This is a genomic window from uncultured Nostoc sp. (genome assembly GCF_964247315.1).
Lineage (GTDB): Bacteria > Cyanobacteriota > Cyanobacteriia > Cyanobacteriales > Nostocaceae > Nostoc.
In genome coordinates, this window is sequence record NZ_CAXTTT010000103.1 from 1 (window position 1) to 16,904 (window position 16,904).

Genomic DNA, 16,904 nt, shown 5'->3' on the forward strand with positions numbered 1-16,904 from the left:
GTGGTGCGGCAGCGCTACGCCCCGCCCGCTATTTGTGCCAGTTGCGTAAGTCCTGCTCAGTTTCTGTATCTTGTTTAAAAGTTGGCTAAAGTTTTTCTTTGACCAGGTGATGGAAGAGGGTTAGACTAAGATGTACATGACTTTTGTCGTTACATACCATTACATCTAGGCTAAGTCTTGGCTATCAAGCGAAAGCTAGCAAGATTTTTTTGGCAAGATTATTTGCACAAAGTGTTTTTTAGCGCTCATGCTTATTGACCCCCAACCGGACTTTCTCCGCCCCGTTGAAAGCGACGAATATCTTCCACCAATCAGCATCTGGACAAGGCTCGGAGGACTATTTTTAATTGGAAGTGTTGGCGCTGCTTTCGGCCTTGCAAGTGTCATTCAATACAATATAGTAGTGAAAGCAGATGGTACTGTCCGTCCAACCGGAGAAATACGGTTAGTGCAAGCAGCAGCAGAGGGGACGGTTAGAAGCATTAGGGTGAAAGAAAATCAAGTTGTGAAAAGGGGAGATGAAATTGCACTGCTCTACGACACCCAATTACAAAGTAAAAAAAGCCAAATTGCCGGCAATATTCGGCAGAATCATTTACAAAGAACCCAAATCGATGCACAACTAAGAGCGCTACAGACTCAAATCACAGCTGAATCCAATTCGATGGGACAGGCGATTATCTCCGCGCAAGCCGATCTAAGTCGTAATCAACGGGATTATGGAGACAAGCGAATTACCACTAAGGCAGAAGTGGATGAAGTAGAAGCCTCTGTGGAGTTAGCGAAGGAGGAATTGAAGCGATATCAGCAGCTAGCAGATACTGGAGCGATCGCAGCTTTACAGATTAAAGAAAAAGAACAAGCTTTTAAGGCTGCACTTGCCAGATTAGAAGGGATCAAAACTGGACTCAATCCCACTAGTGCAAATGTGGAGATCGCCCAAGAACGCATTGCCCAAGAACGGGCAAAGGGTGAGTCTATGCTTGCGGCATTGAACAAAGAAAGACAAGAACTTATTGGACGTCAAGTAGAAGTTCAAAATCAAATCAGCAGCGCTCAAGAAGAACTAAAACAAGTCTCAACGGAACTACAAAAAACTATAATTCCGGCTTCAGAGGCAGGTACTATCCTGAAACTAGAATTAAGAAATCCTGGGCAAGTTGTGCGGATTGGGGATGCGATCGCTCAAATTGCTCCTAGTAGGGCTGCTCTGGTAATCAAAGCTCGTGTTGCCGCTTCTGATATTAGCAAAGTACATGTATGTAAAGCCGTACAAGTAACAAAATGTTCACAGGGAGAAGTACAAATGCGGCTTTCTGCCTATCCGTACCCAGATTATGGCATCCTCAAAGGTGCTGTTAGAGCCATAACCGCCGACGCTATTACATCTCAAGTTAATGGCAATCCAATTGCACCTTACTATGAGGTGACTATTGAGGCACAAAGACTTTATTTAAAAAAGGGCGATAAATCCTATCCCATTCAACCAGGAATGGAAGTTACAGCTGATATCATTTCCAAAAAAGAAACTGTAATGACATTTATTCTCAGAAAAGCAAGGCTGCTAACAGATTTGTAGGCTTCTTTTTATATTCCACGCCATTGAGAACCACTCAGGATTTAGGCATTGAAAACTGGAAACCTAGATTCTCCCTAATCTCCTCAAATACTTGTGTCTACACATAAGTATTTGAGAGTTGCACCACAGGTTTTTGATCCCTGCAATCCCCCTGCAAAAGCAACAGGGCTGTTTCATTAGACCTCTTGCACGAATACAAAACTAGCCCACCCTGCGGGAAGCGAGCTACATCCCTCAACCCCTTCTCTCAAAATTGGGAGAAGGGGAGACAATTTCACAGTCCCTCTCCCAAGCTTGGGAGAGGGATTTAGGATGAGGGCTTTTGATTTATGCAAGAAGTCTATTGCCTCAAAGGTTGATAAGGGGTAGGGATAGGTTGAGGATTTGATGGTTTGCTTGCCTGGGGAGTTGGCCCACTCCAAATTTGATTGAACTGATCTACCGATAACGACTGTAAAAGACTGAGATTAAGTGGCTCTTTGCTGATAAATGTGGCGTAGGAAGGCTGCAAATAAGAACGATATTCAGGGCGGTTGAGGAGATGGGTTTCTAAAAAAGCGACGCTGAGGGCGTTGAGATAGGAATAAATAGCAGCACGATCAGGGCCCAGTAAAGCAGGTGGCACAGGTAAGACATCATTTCCAGAAGTAGGTTCGGCGATCGCTGAAAAGTGGGTAGCATTTTCAATCAAAGCCAGGTACTTATTGGAGTCAGAAAGCCAGGTAAAGGGGCGAATTTGCTCAAATACGGGTGGTGCGAAAACATCTTGACTACCTGCTACCAGCATGACGGGAATTTTAATTTGACTGATTTCCCCCTGACCCAAAACTGAACTGTCAATGGGATTAATCGCAATAATGGCCTTGATGCGATCGTCTTTGAGTTCGTAATTTTTTGGAGGTAAATCGTTTGCTTGACACTGCAAAAATAGCGATAAATTAAAAGATGAATTATCGGGATTACAATCTTGCCTCAATTGCTCAAAGTTAATATTCGCTCCTGCTAAAGTCAAAACAGTATAACCACCAAAAGACTGACCAATCGCCCCAATTTGCTGAAAATTGAGTTTTCCCTGGAGGGTGGGATCGGATTTATCTAGACGCTGGAGTTCATTGAGTAGATATTTGATATCCAAAGGTCGGTTAATAAATTCTGCTGCATCAGGCGGCCCTGCCAAACCTGCAAAATATTGTTGAAAGCGTTCGGCATTACTACCAGGGTGTTCTAGTACAGCAACGGCAAAACCATAGGATGCTAGATGTTCAGCTAGGTAGACAAAGGTAGAGCGGTCTGAGGCCAGTCCGTGAGAAATTACAATCAGGGGAAAGGGAGGTGAGAGTAATTCGCTAGTGTTTTTTGAACCTGCTGACGGCAGATAAATATCCACAGGTAGACGGCGTGAGCGACGAATGTCATTTAATTCCAGGCTTTTTTTCTGCCAGGTGAATTTTCCTTGCGATCGCAAATCTGGTTTTTGGGAGAAATCAATTTTGGAAGTGGCTGCTTGAGCGATCGCTTCTTTTTGCAGAGAGGCAAAAACTTGATCCTTTTTTTTGATCAATTGCGATAAGTCATCGACTATCCTCAACCCCTCTGTGAAATTCACCCGGATAGTATCGCTAGGAAATTTCCGCAGTAAATTCACAACTGTTAACCCCTCTTGTTGATCGGCAGCAGATAAAATTAAAGAGGCACGTATGGCATAGAAGCCATTTTTTCGAGACTCAGTAAGGAGTAATTTTCCCAGTTGTTGCACCAACTGCTCGCCTATCGGTGAGTAGGTAACTTGAGATACTAGTGTAGGAGTGACATTAAAGCGCTGCTGGAGTAGATCCCGCAATTGAGCGAGTTGTTCGGGAGTCGCACGACTAGCATAAAATGAAAAATCTTGATCGATTTTGCCTTCTTTAGCAAAGGTTTCCAGCGAGTTCACCGATAAGGAAAATTCGCCGAAGGGAGGATAATAAAAGCTAATGCGTTCAGCCCCCAATCCCGGAGTAGCAGTCAAGAACGTAGATAGAAAACCTAAACCCAGATATCTCAAAAATTTTTTCATTAGAAAAACCCACTATCTAACCCTGCTTAAACTTGTTTGGGCAGGGAGGAAAGCGGGGCGGGATATATAACCGCTTTCCTGTTTAATTGGTTTAGATATATCAAACAGGCTACAAGTACAATAAAGCAAGTACTTACCGAAAATTTGACAAGAGCTTTGAACGATCAAAATACATGAGTAGTAAATTTTTCAGCCAAACAGCATCAGTAGCGCGATAATAGATATAGAGATCAAAATTAAGTTATATGTCCTTTGCTTCCTGCGCCTGCTCTGTTGTCGTCCTCAACCAACAACAAGAGCAAAATATCTCCCACCAAAAGCAGTGCCAGGATGTGCCAGTTAACCACAGTAAGAGCGCGGTTAAAAGTTGCACTGTAATTGAAAATGGTCGGGTGCTCGTTAAACCCTTACAACCAGCACTCAATCAGACTTCTGAGTAAGTTTCAGGAATTTCACCCCTTCACTCTAAAGGTAAAACATCGTGGAAGCGGTTGTAATCAATGTAGCAATTTCCATCGGGTGTGTGATGAAAGATATCGACAAATTGATTGTTCCACAAAATCTCATTAGCACCATAGCTATGACGGGCATGGACGACCTGGGCAACTGTTTCATCAATGCCACTCAAAGAGACAATCAGCATAGTATTTGTCTGGGTTAACGATTCTGGTGTCATTCCATATAAAGGACTAAACTCATCAATGACATGCATCACTGACCAGCTTAACGTGAAGCTAGGTGTTTGGTTCCTCAACAGTTTGAGATCGTAGAATCGACGCATGAACTGTCCTTCTAGGCTTACTTCATCGCGCATCAAGTAGACTCGCATCTGCGCCTCCAGAATCGTATTGCGACGCTTATTAGCGCTGCGAAATATCAGAGTCGGCATCGCATCATGAGCTGTAATCACAGCAACACGGCTAAAGAGTACACGGGCTGTAGGCCGAGAAAATCGAGCAAATGCTAGTCCTGTCATCACGGCAATTCCCACCAAACCGATCATTGCTTCAATCGTGACAATAATGTTGGCGTAAGTTGTTTTTGGATACATTGCCCCATAACCGATGGATGCTAGGGTTTGCACGCTAAAGAAAAAGACATCAAAAAAAGAGCCAGGTCGGGCGTTGGCAATACAATCTCCTCCGATCAAGTAAGTTAGAGCAAATAGAGCATTAATAGTTACATAAAAAGTACAAATCAGGAACAGAAAGCCAGTCCAGGGAATCGTTAGCAGCAGATGATAAGGATCGCGCCAGTAGGAATGCCATGCACCCATACCTATAATCTCAAATTTTCCATCTTGAACTTTAATCTGAATCGGTGAGATCAAACGCTGTCGTTTCTTGAGTGAAAGTCTCTTCAGTCGAAATTTCATTGCAAGTAGCCAAAAGAACGGCAACTACTTAGTATTGTAAATTAAGTTGCTTTAGAGACATTCACTCTAGACAATTAGGGAGTGGGGAATGGAAACTTCACCTTTGTTTTTTTTAAATCAGCAAAAAAATAGGGTGAGCAATGCCCACCCTAATAATTTATCTGCTAGAAACTTATTTTTCCGGCTTTAGTGATTGACCTTTAGAACAGCGATCAAACCACTCCTGGTATTTTTTCTGATGTGACTCATCTTCAACAGTAAGGGTAATACGCACCTGCTTGCAGCCGTGATTTTGCTCTAGTGCGATCGCATTCAATAATAAACTAGCAATTTTAGGTGAGCTAAATTCGCCGCTTCCCGTTAAACCGTTGTTGAAATGTGTAGCTTCAAGTCTTTCTACTTCGGTCAAATCAACGCCAGGAATTTCTCCTTGTCCTAAATCAATCTCTGCAAGTTGTTTGTGTTCTGGGCTAATTTGTTCCACAATCAGCTTTTCGCGCCGGACGGGAACTTGTACCATCTGGGTTTCGATTACCTTGCGAACAATTACCTCACCAACTTTACGCTTACTGCTTTCAACAACTAGTCGTTCTTCTATTAGACGAATAATCTGTTCTTCAGGAACCTGTTCTAAATTTACTGGCTCAACTGAGCTATTGGTAATTTGATTTTTAGCTAGTTGCTCAGTTGAGTTAAAATCGCCTGGTGTTTCTGATTCTAAATATTCAGGCATATATTCAATTTCTGATTTGTTTAAGTCGATGAAAACAGATTTAGTCGGCTTGTCTATTTGTTTTATTCTCTGGCTCTGCAACCGAAATAAAGAAGGATGTTTATCAGCTAACTGCTGGCTATATTCAGCAGTTTTTTGATTAGCCTGGTTAGATATAACGAGGTTTAGCCGACGATTACCATCCACAATTAAATCATGAACTACTCCTACTAGCTGACCTTGATTATCAAACACAGCAAAATTATTCACCTTCTTTCTTAAATCTGCCAGCGAGGAGCTAGTGCGAGAATTACCCTTTGCCTGTAAAGTGTTTTTTGCCATAGTTTGGCTATTTATCTGGAAAATTTACGAACTGCTTTCTACTTAGCTAAATTAAATGTATTAATCATCTGGATACCATTTAGAAAATATTTGCGATCAATGCATTTATCCAACTCATATCCAGAGTAATATTTGTAATTCCAACTCCAAAACGGTATCAGGTATTGTAAGCACAGGTAAAGCTAATTCAACAGCCTTACCTGCACTGTATAGAATTAATTATTAGTCATTACTTACTAGCTAATGACTATATTTAGTTAGCGTTCTTCAATTGGAAGATTACCAGAATTTACATCTAACTCTTCACGACGCACGGTTTCTTGAGTTTCAACTGTGTCTTGATCGACCACTTTTCTAACTCTGACTTCTTCACGCAAAAATGCTTCTTTGCGAACATCAGCAGTTTCTTCATGGATTTCTATGCGAGCAACTTCGCCTTCACGGAAGTCTGCTTCGCGCCCAGAAACAGCTGTACCCGCATCTGCTGGAGTTACACGTTCAATCACAACTCGTTCTCTTTCTACTGGCACTGCAACTCGTGCGGTATCAGTTTCAACATGCTTGCCAATCGTTACTTCTCCAGTTTTTTGGCGTCGTTTGCTGGCAATCAGCCGTTCTTCATACAATTTCAGAGTTTGATGATCTTGCTCATTTAACCCGTATAAAGTAGGCTCATTTTCGTAAGTATAGCTATCACGGGCGTAACTAGGAGTTGTAGGAGTTGTACCTAATGGAGGCTCATTTTCGGAAGTATAGCTATCACGGGCGTAAGTAGGAGTTGTACCTAATGGTGTTACAGGCGATCCTAAAGGATCTAATCCTACTAAAGGATCTAATGGTGTTGCAGCTTCTACAGGAAGATTGTAGTTTGTAGGTTGACGATATACCCCACGCACCCGTTCTTCATAATCGTAATCAAGGGTTTGACGTTCATCGAACTCAGGCAAATCTTCAGCTTGCTCTCTAGTCAAGCCAATTGTGTAAACGCGATCAACGTTATAGTCGATACGGGCGCGGCCAATTGGTAGTAATACTTTTTTACCAAAAATCCAGAAGCCTAAGTCAACAACTAAATAGCGAAAATGACCTTCTTCATCAACTAAAACATCGCTAACAGTACCAACTTTTTCATCAGTTCCCTGTGTATAGACACCCAGCCCCTTAATGTCATGACCATCAAAACTCTCTTGATAGCTTGGCTCAAAATCTTCTAATTTGTAAAGAACCATTATGTTTAACCTCAAATATTTTTTTGTCATCTCTTAATATCTAAAATAGATATTTATTTATTTTTGTACATCCATCTGCCGAATGAATTATTTCCAGAGTTAAATAATCGAAAGTTATAGAAATTTTTGATCGATATGGCTAACTAGAAACATGAAATTGGGAGCATCTCACTTTGCTTTGTAAAGATATGTCTAGCTTTAATACACTGTATTAACCAGATATATTAGAATTTTCACCCCAAAGTTTTGTATTTTTGGAACTGTATATAATAATTTCTCAAAATATAATTTTTTTTTGAATGTTAAGATTCCCGATTTCTTAGAAAGTTAAGAATCTTGTTATTGAATAAAAAATACAGGCAGAGATAAAAATCAACTTTGCCTGCATGGTTATTTTTAGATAAATCTATCAAACAATATAAACCAGCTAATTAAATAGCTTCATGTGCAGTAATACCATATTATTGCACATGTAAATTCCCCGCAGTATCAACATCTAACTCTTCTCGACGAATAGTGTCTTGTGCTTCCACAGTGTCTTGTTCTACTACTTTCTTCACCCGAACTTCTTCACGCACAAACGCTTCTTTATGTATCTCAGGCGTTTCTTCATACACTTCTATGCGTGCTACTTCCCCTTCTTGAAACTGAAGTTCATTGGGATTTACAATCTTTCCTGCTTCTGTTGGCGTAACTCGCTCAATCAGAACTCGTTCTTTTTGAACGGGTACTGTAACGCGTACAGTTTCTGTTTCAATATGCTTACCAACCGTTACTTCTCCGGTTTTGATGCGGTGTTTGTTGGCAATTAATCGTTCTTCATAGAGTTTAAAAGTTTGATGAGATTGCTCATTCAACCCATATAAACCTGGCTCTTCTTGGTAATTGTATGTATCGCGATTGTAAGTCACATCGCTACTTGGAGAACGAAATACACTACGTACCTTTTTTTCATAATCATTATTAACGATCGCGTCTTCTGTATGATCGGGCAAACCTTCTATTTGCTGTCTGCTTAACCCATCAACATAGACGCGTCTTTCTGGATAACTGATCCGGCAAAGACCAATTGGTAGTAAGATTTTCTTGCTAACAAAGTCTAAGCTGATATCAATAATTAAATACCGGAAATGACCATCATCATCAACTAAAACATCGGCAACTGAGCCCACTCTGTTCCCTGCGTCAGTATAAAGATCCAGCGCTTTGAGATCGTCTCCGCCAAAAGTATCTCGATAATTTTGGTCAAAATGTTCAAGTTTATGAAGAGGCATACGCTGTTCCTACAGTTGTTTATAAGGTTTATTTCCAAGTATAAAAAATATTGAGCTAAGTATCCTCCTGCTGGCGACTGAGTTCAATGGAGATATTTGAAAATTTATTTATTATTAAGGAAAGACTCAAGCTGAACTCTATTAATAATCAATAAAGATATAACTAAAGTTGTAAAAAACAAGACACTATACTGAAATAAAATATTTTGTTCAACTGGTTGAGGCGATCTCCTCTGCGTAAGTCCTAATTAAGAGCCAATACTGAAACAATGGGAGTAGACACTACAGAACCATGCAGATTATGAGTGAACTTCCAAATACTCTTGAAGATGCGATCGCCCAATCTTGTGTAGCCGTCCAAGCTGCCCTTGCAGATGGCTGTACTCGCTTACAAGTTGAGTTCCTATTCCCAGAACTGAAGTTTATGCCGGTGGCGGAACAATTTCTACCAGCGTTTACAGCTTATGATTCCCGTTTGAAGATTTTCTTTGCTGACGCTGGGGCTGCGGCCCTAGCCCGTCGTGATTGGGCAGATGCACCATTTCAAATTTTGGATATTGGTACAGGTAGGGCTGCTTCCTTGCAGACAAAAATTCAGCCAGAGGATGAAATTTTCTTATTCATCGCCCCGACATCCGTAGAAGTGCCGCAATTGGAAAAGCTGTGTGAAGTAATAGGCGATCGCCCTGTAGTCTTGTTAAATCCCCGCCTAGAAGATTCTGGAACCGTAGGCATTGGTTATACAGCTAGAAAAATCCGCGATCGTTTTATCAGTACCATTGAATCCGCCTATTACGTGCGCCCCATAGACGATGAAAGTGCCCTATATCGCTGCTACCCAAGACAGTGGGAAGTTTGGCTGGAAACCGACGGCGAATATCAAAGAATTGCCGAATTACCCACAAAACCATCTGGTGATGATTTGGATCTCATTGTTTTAAAAGGACAACCGCAAACAACAGACGAGACACCTACGAGAAAGCCCAGTGTGTTTAAGAGTTTGCAACGGTTCTTAAAGGCGTTGAGTAGTTAAAATAATGCAGAGGTAGCAGGAGGAAACTTAATCGCCTGCTGCCTCCTCGGTAAGTTTTCTATTGATATACCTTTTGTCAACGGTGCAACACAGGTAGAGCGAATCATCTAAAGTATGATCGGAATACTTCGCTAGAAAACTCTTAAATAGCTATGACACTTGAAAACCTTGAAGCTGAAGTTTTGGCACTTCCAAAAGACTCTCAAGCGGCACTACTGGCTCGACTCCTTGAACATTTGGGCAAAAGTGGCGAAATTGATCGAGAAGTTGCATCCATCTGGGCAGAGGAAGCTGAACTGCGCGATCAAGAATATGGATAGCGGTAAATTAAGCGGTATTTCTGCTGAAAAAGTTTTTCAGCAAATTCGTGCATCTGTACAATGACAAACGTTATATTTCATCCCTTAGCAGAGCAAGTAATTAATTGATGCTGTAGCCTATTACGAAGAGCAAAGACCCGGACTTGGGCTGGAGTATCTTGAAGAAATAGAACACGCAGTAAACTTCGTCATCCGATATCCCGAAGCTGGTTCAAAAGTTCGAGGCTCCCTTCGCCGCCTGATTTTGCCCAAGTTTCCATATTATTTGTTGTATCGTATTTTAGAAGACGATCGGATTCGTATTTTGGCAGTCGCACACCACAAGCGTAAACCACAATACTGGGTTGATCGAGAGTAGTTGATAGTGGACTAAACAGCGCTTGCACTCAGAATGGAGGACGACTCAAGGGGGTTTTTGGAGTCAGTGAGTTAATCCTTATCCCACAGCATAATCTGTATACTGCCGTATGTAATGGGGGTGAAACCCAACTACAATATCGTGTTTTGGTACTCCCAGCATAATCAATATATTTTGCCAAAATCATAGGAGAAAAAGAGGAGTTAGTAATTTTACTATTAACTCCTCACTCTTAATTTTTTTAATTCGTCTGCAACGGCGCATTCAAGACTTTCTCGATGCGATCGCGCGTTTCTAATAAGTGCGCTTTGGTATATTCATCTTCAGAATTAACACCCTTGAGCTTCTCATCAAGTTGTTTCAGTTTATACCAAGCTAAAGTGCGAGCATCTTCTGGAACATTTTCTTTTCGCAATACCATACTAGTCAAAATGTCCAAATACTGACGCTGCAAGCCTCGCCGCAAACTGGCAATCTTCATTGGTTTACCTTTGGGTTTGATGACTTCCGTCCAAATATCTGATTGTAAAGTATCAAATAGTTCCGGCAGAGTCAGTGCTTTTCCTTCGGGAGTTTTGAGTTCAATATCCTTGAGACGAGAGAGGCGATCGCCTGAGAGTAAATCTCGCAACACAGAACCCTGCATCAGTAGCACCAAGTCATGAATGGGAAAATCCAAACGACCAACTTGCGGAGAACTACCCCAATGTCGCCAACGGGAAGGTGCTAATTTATTCAGTAATTCTGGTGAAAAACTGAGGGCATCTTCTGCAAATACATACTTTTGTAGCGTTTCTAAAGCTTGCCGTTGTTCTTCAACGGGTACTGGTTCAAATGGTAAACGGTGTTGGGGTACTCCAGAGATTTTCTCAGAAGGTATCTCGCTGGGGTGAATGCGATAGAAAGATTGTCCCCCGATGTATTTTGTGGTGAAATATATTTGCTGGAAATAGTTACCCAATACTGTGCTAAAACGTTCGCTGACATCGCTGTAACTATCACCAGCCATTGGGAAACGCTTATCGAGACGTTCCCACATCACCCGCGAATTATTCAATTGCCACTGAGAATAAAGCAGCACATTACCGCTGTTATCCCAAGCATCAGCAGTGGGATCAAGGTCATATACATCTTCATCTGTGGAATAACTCAACTCTGGCTTGTAGGATTGTGCAGCAATTTCCTCCAAAATTGGCTTTTCTGCTATGGGAGTTGATGTCTGAATTGTTGTATAGCCGTACTTAATCGCCCATTCATCATAAGGCCCCACCATACTAGGAAAATAATCTCCTTGTTTTGTACCTTGAGGGGCAATATTTGGGGGAATATAGTCCATTACGGAAGTTGTCAGACCTTTATTTTTGGTAATTTCCGTATTATTCATCTCCTGTGGTGGTAGCAGTGTACTACCACGGAAGTTATGACGTAAACCAAGAGTATGTCCAACTTCGTGAGCGATGATTAAACGTAGATATTGATTAATATATTCTTTCACCTGGTCTGGAGTAGCCATAGTATCAGGCAGCAGTGACATCGCCAGTGAACCAAAAGCAAACTGGTTAGCAGCTTCCATTCCGTAGCATAAATCGTATTCGCCTGCCATTTTCGATAAACGACCCAACAACCCCTCTTGTCCTTGCATCTTCTGAGGCACACCATTGTTTTTCCCATCTAAACCATTGGCGCAAAGTAGACGATTTTGCATCAAAGCTGATAAAGTCGTGCGATTTTCTGTTTGGCTGGGTTGGATGATTTTGCGATATTCACTCTTGAGTGCCCGGATAAAGCTAGCATCTACGAGAATATCTGCATCCAAAATTTCCCCTGTCAATGGGTTAACGCGGGATGGGCCCATTGCAAAGTAGCCATCGACTGTATTAATCCAGCGAATCGTGTTGTAACGAATATCTGCCGGATCCCAGGTAGCATCATCTGGCATTTGGCGGACTTCAATTGCATCCTTGAATCCGGCTTTGAGAAAGGCTTTGTTCCACATGAGAACGCCTTCTTTCATGGCATCGCGGTATTCTAAGGGTACAGCGTTATCAATCCAGAAGACAATCGGTTTTTTGGGACGAGAAATGACTGCTTTCGGGTCTTGTTTTTCTAAATGCCAACGATTTATGTAACGGACAAAAGAATCGCCGCGATCGTCGTCTTTGGATAAATCTTGGTAGGCGGTGATGAAATAGCCAACGCGATCGTCAGCAAGGCGCGGTCGATAATCTTGATCGGGTAGTTGGGAGAGACTGTAGTGAACGCGCAGCGTAAAGCCACGGTTGTCAGCTAGCGACGCAAAGCTCGCCACTTCACTGTTGGGTTCAGCGCTATCAGAGTAATTCAAAACTGACTCGACTTCTAAGTTTTGGGGAAAGGCTTTAGCAGTACCAAAATAGGACTGGTCTGTGCTTGTGGGGACTCCTAAACTTGCAGATAATCCAGCTAAGTCTGTGAGTAACAAATCTCCCAAGTCAATGAGAAGAGTTTTGCGTTCTGGATGAATGCTTTTAATAGAAATGGTGTAGAGAACAGAGTCACTAAAAGATCGCGTCAGCGATCGCACTTGCGGATCTCCCTCACGAGTGCGAAAATTCACATTGCGGATGACAAAGTGTAGTTTATCATCCACCCGTTGGAAATAAAACAAAAAATCTTGCAGAGGCATACCACTGTAAATACCCCGTTCGCCAATACCCGATTCCAGGGTTGCTGTAGCTAGGTAATTTTTATTAAGTTGTTCTGGCTTAATTTCTAGATAAATCTTATTCTTTTCTTTATTGCGATAAAGTGTGAACAATCCCCCTGACTTTTGGGTGTTTTTAATTACTTCGTTAAATGGCTCTAAATCATCCTTTGCTGCTGGTTTAGCACTAGGTTTAGGCTTTGTATCCGGTTTCTCTGGGGATTTTGCAACTTGTAAAAATGGTTGCTGGTCTGCTTTTTTTAGGTTTTTTACTATCCAAATAAACGGTTGAGGCTGTACTTGTTTATTTTGATTAACTACCCAAACTTGACCTGACGGTAGTTTCTTCTGAGGAATATTAATATCCTTTAATGATAAAGCTGAAATTTTAGTTGAAGAAGTTTCTGTCGATAACTTACTATTGGATTTATTTCCACTTTTGGTTGCAACGACATCTTCTACAAGAATATGCTTGGCTGTATCAACATTGTTAACAAACGGTGACTTAGCGCTAGCTGTCGCTATCCCTAAAAACAAACTATGTAACAAAATCATATAAAAGGTTAATCTGTTCATCGCATTCATTCTCTGATAACTATCTCTCGTTAACTTTTAACTTTTGCAAAGGCATATAGCCTGCCATCTGGCGATTCTCTTAGCTGCTTTATATTAGGCAACAAACTTCCGACTTAAATTTTAGTTGCGATTTTTCAGCTTTGTTGTGCTGTTTTAGTGTAGGATTTTTCCTAACAATTGCATCTCCCCCAAACAGTAAGTATGATTTTTACATCAGAATAGTAAATTTCTTGGATAAAAACTATAACAAATTAGCCAAATCATAGAATTACTTGATTTTTGAAAGATTTTTTAAGTTAACACTTTATTTACATCATGAGAAGAAGCTTAAGGCTACTACAGATGAGCCAAAAGCCGCCATCCAGGAACACCGTTGGCCAATTCATCAGAAGTAGCCCACCGTAAACATCGCCAACTCATGATTTTTTTCCTATAGTATTTATTTATACTATTGATTGTTGGGAATGCAAAGCAAGCTAGCGTAGAAAAGTTTTTAATTCAGAATTATCAAAAACAGTTATTTAAATGTAACAACGGAAACAAAAATGTCAACATATTTATCTCAAGTCTGGCAACTGCTGAGAAATTATGTGAGGGGTACAAGGTTACAAGAGATGCCAAAGACCACATCGCTAGAAACTGAAGCAGTTTTACCTCTAAGAAAAAATATTAAAGAACCAGACAAAAGCGTTAAATTGGCTCAAAATAATTTGCAGGAATATTTAAACTCTCCAAAACTGCAAAAAAGCTTAGAAAAATGGGCAATACCAAAAAACGGTTTGACTTCTCAGATAGACGATCGCACATTGGGCACTTTACCCACTGGGTTTTACTTTAAAGTGTGCGATCGCCAGATGTATGAAGAGATTTATGATCTATTGGGCAATGCTGCCCTGAAACCTGAAACAATCAACCAACTAATGGAATTGGTTGTGACTGGTCAAAAAAATTGCCCAGAATTGCTTTTTTGGCGGCTAGAAGATTTTTATCGTCGCTGGTGTCAGGGAGAATTTATCGATGAGACACCAGATGATAACCTGCCTCAGAAAACAAAGTTAAAGCTAGCGGCACAAAATATTGCGATCGGGTTGAGACAGGTAGACATATATACAGGGCTGAACGTACTGATTTTATTATTAGAGTTACACCGTTACGCCCAAGGGCAAGATGAACTCAAACAAAAAATCACTTTCTATCCATCTGCCCAACCGGACACAGACAATTTTTTCACATCGCAACTGCTGCGGATTATCAACTATAGCGATGCTCTGGAAATTGGCAACTTTAGCAGTATAGTTGGACAATTCCTTAAAGGCGGTAACTTTCGGAATGCTTACCTTGGTGATGCCAACCTCACTGGGGCAGACTTTAGCAACGCTGACCTAAGCCTTGCTTATCTCGGCGATGCCAACTTAACTGGTGTAAACTTCAGCGGTGCTAACCTTAGGGGTGCTAACCTCGGCGATGCCAACCTCAGCGGTGCCAACCTCAGCGGTGTTAACCTCAGCGGTGCTGACCTCAGTAGCACCAATCTCAGTGGTGCTAATCTTAGCTGTGCCAATCTTAGCCGCGCCGACCTCAACCGCGCCGACCTTAGCAATACCAACCTTAACCGCGCCGACCTTAGCAGCGCCGACCTCAACCGTGCCGACCTTAGCAGCACTAATCTCAGCCATGCTGACCTAAGTAACGCTATCCTTTTCGGTGCAAATCTGAGTGAAGCCAATCTTAGTAGCGTCAGCCTTAGCCATGCCGACCTTTGCCGCGCCGACCTCAGTGGTGCTGATTTGAGTCACGCCATCCTCAACGGTACTAATCTCAGTGACACAATTCTTTTCAGTACCAACCTCAGCAATGCTATCCTTGTTGCCGCAGACCTCAGCTATGCCAAACTTAATGGTGCCAAACTTAACAATGCCAGACTTAACGGTGCAATGTTCTTAGGTGCCGACCTCAGCGGCGTAGACCTGAGTCGGGTGATTCTCAACGAAGCTGACCTCAGCGGCGTGATTCTCAACGACGCCGACCTCAGTGGTGCTGACCTCACTGACGCCATCTTGTTTGGCACAGACTTCAGTTATGCCAAGCTTAACAGTGCTAACCTCAGTGGCAGTAACCTCAGTGGTGCTATCCTCAACGGTGCGGATCTTAGCCATAGCAACCTCAGTTACGCCATTCTCGGTGGTGCAGACCTTAGCGACGCCAATCTAGAAGAGATGATCTGGGGTAAAAAGCAGCAGTGGGAAGGTGTGCGGGGATTAGAGACAGCAGTTAATGTACCGGAGGCGTTGAAGGAAGAACTGGGACTGAATTGAGATGAGATGAAATTTTACACTAATATGTATAGGTTTCTGCCTCCAACTAGAAAGCCCCCAGATATTCCAGGGGCTTGGATGATTTTGGTTGCGATCGCAATCTGCGGTAAATGCACTCTAAAATACTTAATTAATTACGGTGATTATTGCTGTAGTGAACCCTTGTACCTGCCCACAGCAACTTCTCCCGTAGCGTCTGATAGTAGGAATTGTTCTCGCGCAAAATAATAAATTTAGCCCGACACTCTGCCATCCGCACATCAACGCGGTGTCCGGGCCAAATTGAAGTTCCCAAAACCCCATCTGTCCACAGCTTGGTACTCAAATCGTAATCCCCCAAAGGCCAAATACTCACCACAGAACCAGGGGGTAAAACGAGGGGACGACTAGAAAGGCTCATTGCACAAATAGGAGTGATGGTAAGCGCCTCCATACCATCATGCATAATTGGCCCATTAGCAGAAACGGTATAACCTGTAGAACCTGTGGGAGTAGAAATAATCAACCCATCCCCGACGTATTGATCGACTACCTCACCATCGATTTCCATTTCTAGAATTGAGGTGATCATTCGGTCAGCGGAGGCGGGTTTGACACAAAATTCATTCAAAGCTAAATAACGTTCGCTGACTGGTTCCAAATTAGATCCATGACCCTCATACACAGCAGCTTGTAACATCATCCGTCGTTGGATAGCATAGCGATCCTCAAACAGCCGATCCCAAACTTTCTCTGTATCCTGAAACTCTTCCACTGACTCAGTTAAAAACCCCAGATGACCTCCCACATTCACTCCCAGAATTGGGATACCAGCTGGGGCTAAATGTCTGGCACTAGTTAAAACAGTACCATCGCCACCAAGTACCAAAGCGAGATCGATTGGCTGACCCGCCGAAGCCAAAAAGACTGGATAGGGGTTGTCTTTCGGCCCGCTAGGCCCCATCAACACTTGGCAATCGCGACTTTCTAGTTGTTTCGCACAGATTTCTGCCCATTCTTTACTCCGGGCATCCCGCGCTTTATAAGCAATGATTACCTGCTTGAGTTGCACG

14 protein-coding genes are annotated in these 16,904 nt (G+C 42.2%); 6 read left to right on the top strand and 8 right to left on the bottom strand.

Features of this window, described 5'->3' with window-relative positions; all coding sequences use genetic code 11:
• Nucleotides 1-247: 247 nt before the first annotated feature.
• On the top strand, nucleotides 248-1,579 hold the full coding sequence (locus tag ACFE93_RS25720; protein WP_375477485.1) for an HlyD family efflux transporter periplasmic adaptor subunit: 1,332 nt from the start codon (nucleotides 248-250) through the stop codon (nucleotides 1,577-1,579).
• 340 nt (nucleotides 1,580-1,919) lie between these two features.
• Here ACFE93_RS25720 and ACFE93_RS25725 read toward each other — a convergent pair whose 3' ends face one another.
• Complete coding sequence (locus ACFE93_RS25725; RefSeq protein WP_375477487.1) at nucleotides 1,920-3,635, bottom strand: alpha/beta hydrolase; 1,716 nt, start codon at nucleotides 3,633-3,635, stop codon at nucleotides 1,920-1,922.
• 245 nt (nucleotides 3,636-3,880) lie between these two features.
• On the opposite strand from ACFE93_RS25725, the gene ACFE93_RS25730 reads away from it, so the two are divergent.
• A complete protein-coding gene (locus tag ACFE93_RS25730) occupies nucleotides 3,881-4,075 on the top strand; it encodes a hypothetical protein (protein ID WP_375477489.1) in 195 nt (64 codons plus the stop codon).
• A gap of 20 nt (nucleotides 4,076-4,095) precedes the next feature.
• Here the strand turns inward: ACFE93_RS25730 and ACFE93_RS25735 are convergent, their stop codons facing one another.
• The 4 genes from ACFE93_RS25735 to ACFE93_RS25750 form a co-directional block, all read right to left on the bottom strand.
• Nucleotides 4,096-5,010 carry an ion channel gene (locus ACFE93_RS25735; RefSeq protein ID WP_375477491.1) on the bottom strand — a complete coding sequence of 305 codons (915 nt, stop codon included), beginning with the start codon at nucleotides 5,008-5,010 and terminating at the stop codon, nucleotides 4,096-4,098.
• A gap of 172 nt (nucleotides 5,011-5,182) precedes the next feature.
• Nucleotides 5,183-6,064, bottom strand: coding sequence for a YsnF/AvaK domain-containing protein (locus ACFE93_RS25740; RefSeq protein ID WP_375477493.1), 882 nt, complete (start codon nucleotides 6,062-6,064; stop codon nucleotides 5,183-5,185).
• Nucleotides 6,065-6,321: 257 nt separating this feature from the next.
• The gene (locus tag ACFE93_RS25745; RefSeq protein WP_375477495.1) at nucleotides 6,322-7,293 is read right to left on the bottom strand and encodes a DUF2382 domain-containing protein; all 972 of its coding nucleotides are present in this window, start codon (nucleotides 7,291-7,293) and stop codon (nucleotides 6,322-6,324) included.
• Nucleotides 7,294-7,754: 461 nt separating this feature from the next.
• Nucleotides 7,755-8,567: a DUF2382 domain-containing protein gene (locus ACFE93_RS25750; protein ID WP_375477497.1), complete on the bottom strand. Its 813-nt coding sequence runs from the start codon at nucleotides 8,565-8,567 to the stop codon at nucleotides 7,755-7,757.
• A 301-nt stretch (nucleotides 8,568-8,868) separates the two neighbouring features.
• Between ACFE93_RS25750 and ACFE93_RS25755 the strand changes: the two genes are divergently transcribed.
• The 3 genes from ACFE93_RS25755 to ACFE93_RS25765 all read left to right on the top strand — a co-directional run bounded on the left by ACFE93_RS25755 (nucleotide 8,869) and on the right by ACFE93_RS25765 (nucleotide 10,278).
• The gene (locus ACFE93_RS25755) at nucleotides 8,869-9,600 is read left to right on the top strand and encodes a DUF1995 family protein (RefSeq protein WP_375477499.1); all 732 of its coding nucleotides are present in this window, start codon (nucleotides 8,869-8,871) and stop codon (nucleotides 9,598-9,600) included.
• 152 nt (nucleotides 9,601-9,752) lie between these two features.
• Nucleotides 9,753-9,920: a hypothetical protein gene (locus tag ACFE93_RS25760; protein ID WP_375477501.1), complete on the top strand. Its 168-nt coding sequence runs from the start codon at nucleotides 9,753-9,755 to the stop codon at nucleotides 9,918-9,920.
• A 166-nt stretch (nucleotides 9,921-10,086) separates the two neighbouring features.
• Nucleotides 10,087-10,278 carry a type II toxin-antitoxin system RelE/ParE family toxin gene (locus ACFE93_RS25765; RefSeq protein ID WP_375477526.1) on the top strand — a complete coding sequence of 64 codons (192 nt, stop codon included), beginning with the start codon at nucleotides 10,087-10,089 and terminating at the stop codon, nucleotides 10,276-10,278.
• Nucleotides 10,279-10,356: 78 nt separating this feature from the next.
• Here the strand turns inward: ACFE93_RS25765 and ACFE93_RS25770 are convergent, their stop codons facing one another.
• Both ACFE93_RS25770 and ACFE93_RS25775 read right to left on the bottom strand, forming a co-directional pair.
• Nucleotides 10,357-10,440 (bottom strand): element excision factor XisI family protein, encoded by an 84-nt coding sequence (locus ACFE93_RS25770; RefSeq protein ID WP_375477528.1) that lies wholly within the window; start codon nucleotides 10,438-10,440, stop codon nucleotides 10,357-10,359.
• A gap of 79 nt (nucleotides 10,441-10,519) precedes the next feature.
• Nucleotides 10,520-13,537 (bottom strand): zinc-dependent metalloprotease, encoded by a 3,018-nt coding sequence (locus tag ACFE93_RS25775; RefSeq protein WP_375477503.1) that lies wholly within the window; start codon nucleotides 13,535-13,537, stop codon nucleotides 10,520-10,522.
• 545 nt (nucleotides 13,538-14,082) lie between these two features.
• Here ACFE93_RS25775 and ACFE93_RS25780 point away from each other — a divergent pair.
• The gene (locus tag ACFE93_RS25780) at nucleotides 14,083-15,852 is read left to right on the top strand and encodes a pentapeptide repeat-containing protein (RefSeq protein ID WP_375477505.1); all 1,770 of its coding nucleotides are present in this window, start codon (nucleotides 14,083-14,085) and stop codon (nucleotides 15,850-15,852) included.
• A gap of 130 nt (nucleotides 15,853-15,982) precedes the next feature.
• Here ACFE93_RS25780 and ACFE93_RS25785 read toward each other — a convergent pair whose 3' ends face one another.
• Nucleotides 15,983-16,903, bottom strand: a complete 921-nt coding sequence (locus ACFE93_RS25785) for an NAD(+) kinase (RefSeq protein WP_292775069.1) — start codon at nucleotides 16,901-16,903, stop codon at nucleotides 15,983-15,985.
• Nucleotide 16,904: the final 1 nt, after the last annotated feature.

Excerpts from the sequence above, each read along its gene's own strand:
- ACFE93_RS25760 (WP_375477501.1), top strand. The coding sequence starts at position 9,753 with ATGACACTTGAAAACCTTGAAGCTGAAGTTTTGGCACTTCCAAAAGAC.
- ACFE93_RS25735 (WP_375477491.1), bottom strand. The coding sequence starts at position 5,010 with ATGAAATTTCGACTGAAGAGACTTTCACTCAAGAAACGACAGCGTTTG.
- ACFE93_RS25750 (WP_375477497.1), bottom strand. The coding sequence starts at position 8,567 with ATGCCTCTTCATAAACTTGAACATTTTGACCAAAATTATCGAGATACT.
- ACFE93_RS25745 (WP_375477495.1), bottom strand. The coding sequence starts at position 7,293 with ATGGTTCTTTACAAATTAGAAGATTTTGAGCCAAGCTATCAAGAGAGT.
- ACFE93_RS25740 (WP_375477493.1), bottom strand. The coding sequence starts at position 6,064 with ATGGCAAAAAACACTTTACAGGCAAAGGGTAATTCTCGCACTAGCTCC.
- ACFE93_RS25780 (WP_375477505.1), top strand. The coding sequence starts at position 14,083 with ATGTCAACATATTTATCTCAAGTCTGGCAACTGCTGAGAAATTATGTG.
- ACFE93_RS25755 (WP_375477499.1), top strand. The coding sequence starts at position 8,869 with ATGAGTGAACTTCCAAATACTCTTGAAGATGCGATCGCCCAATCTTGT.
- ACFE93_RS25720 (WP_375477485.1), top strand. The coding sequence starts at position 248 with ATGCTTATTGACCCCCAACCGGACTTTCTCCGCCCCGTTGAAAGCGAC.
- ACFE93_RS25730 (WP_375477489.1), top strand. The coding sequence starts at position 3,881 with ATGTCCTTTGCTTCCTGCGCCTGCTCTGTTGTCGTCCTCAACCAACAA.
- ACFE93_RS25725 (WP_375477487.1), bottom strand. The coding sequence starts at position 3,635 with ATGAAAAAATTTTTGAGATATCTGGGTTTAGGTTTTCTATCTACGTTC.
- ACFE93_RS25775 (WP_375477503.1), bottom strand. The coding sequence starts at position 13,537 with ATGAACAGATTAACCTTTTATATGATTTTGTTACATAGTTTGTTTTTA.
- ACFE93_RS25770 (WP_375477528.1), bottom strand. The coding sequence starts at position 10,440 with ATGCTGGGAGTACCAAAACACGATATTGTAGTTGGGTTTCACCCCCAT.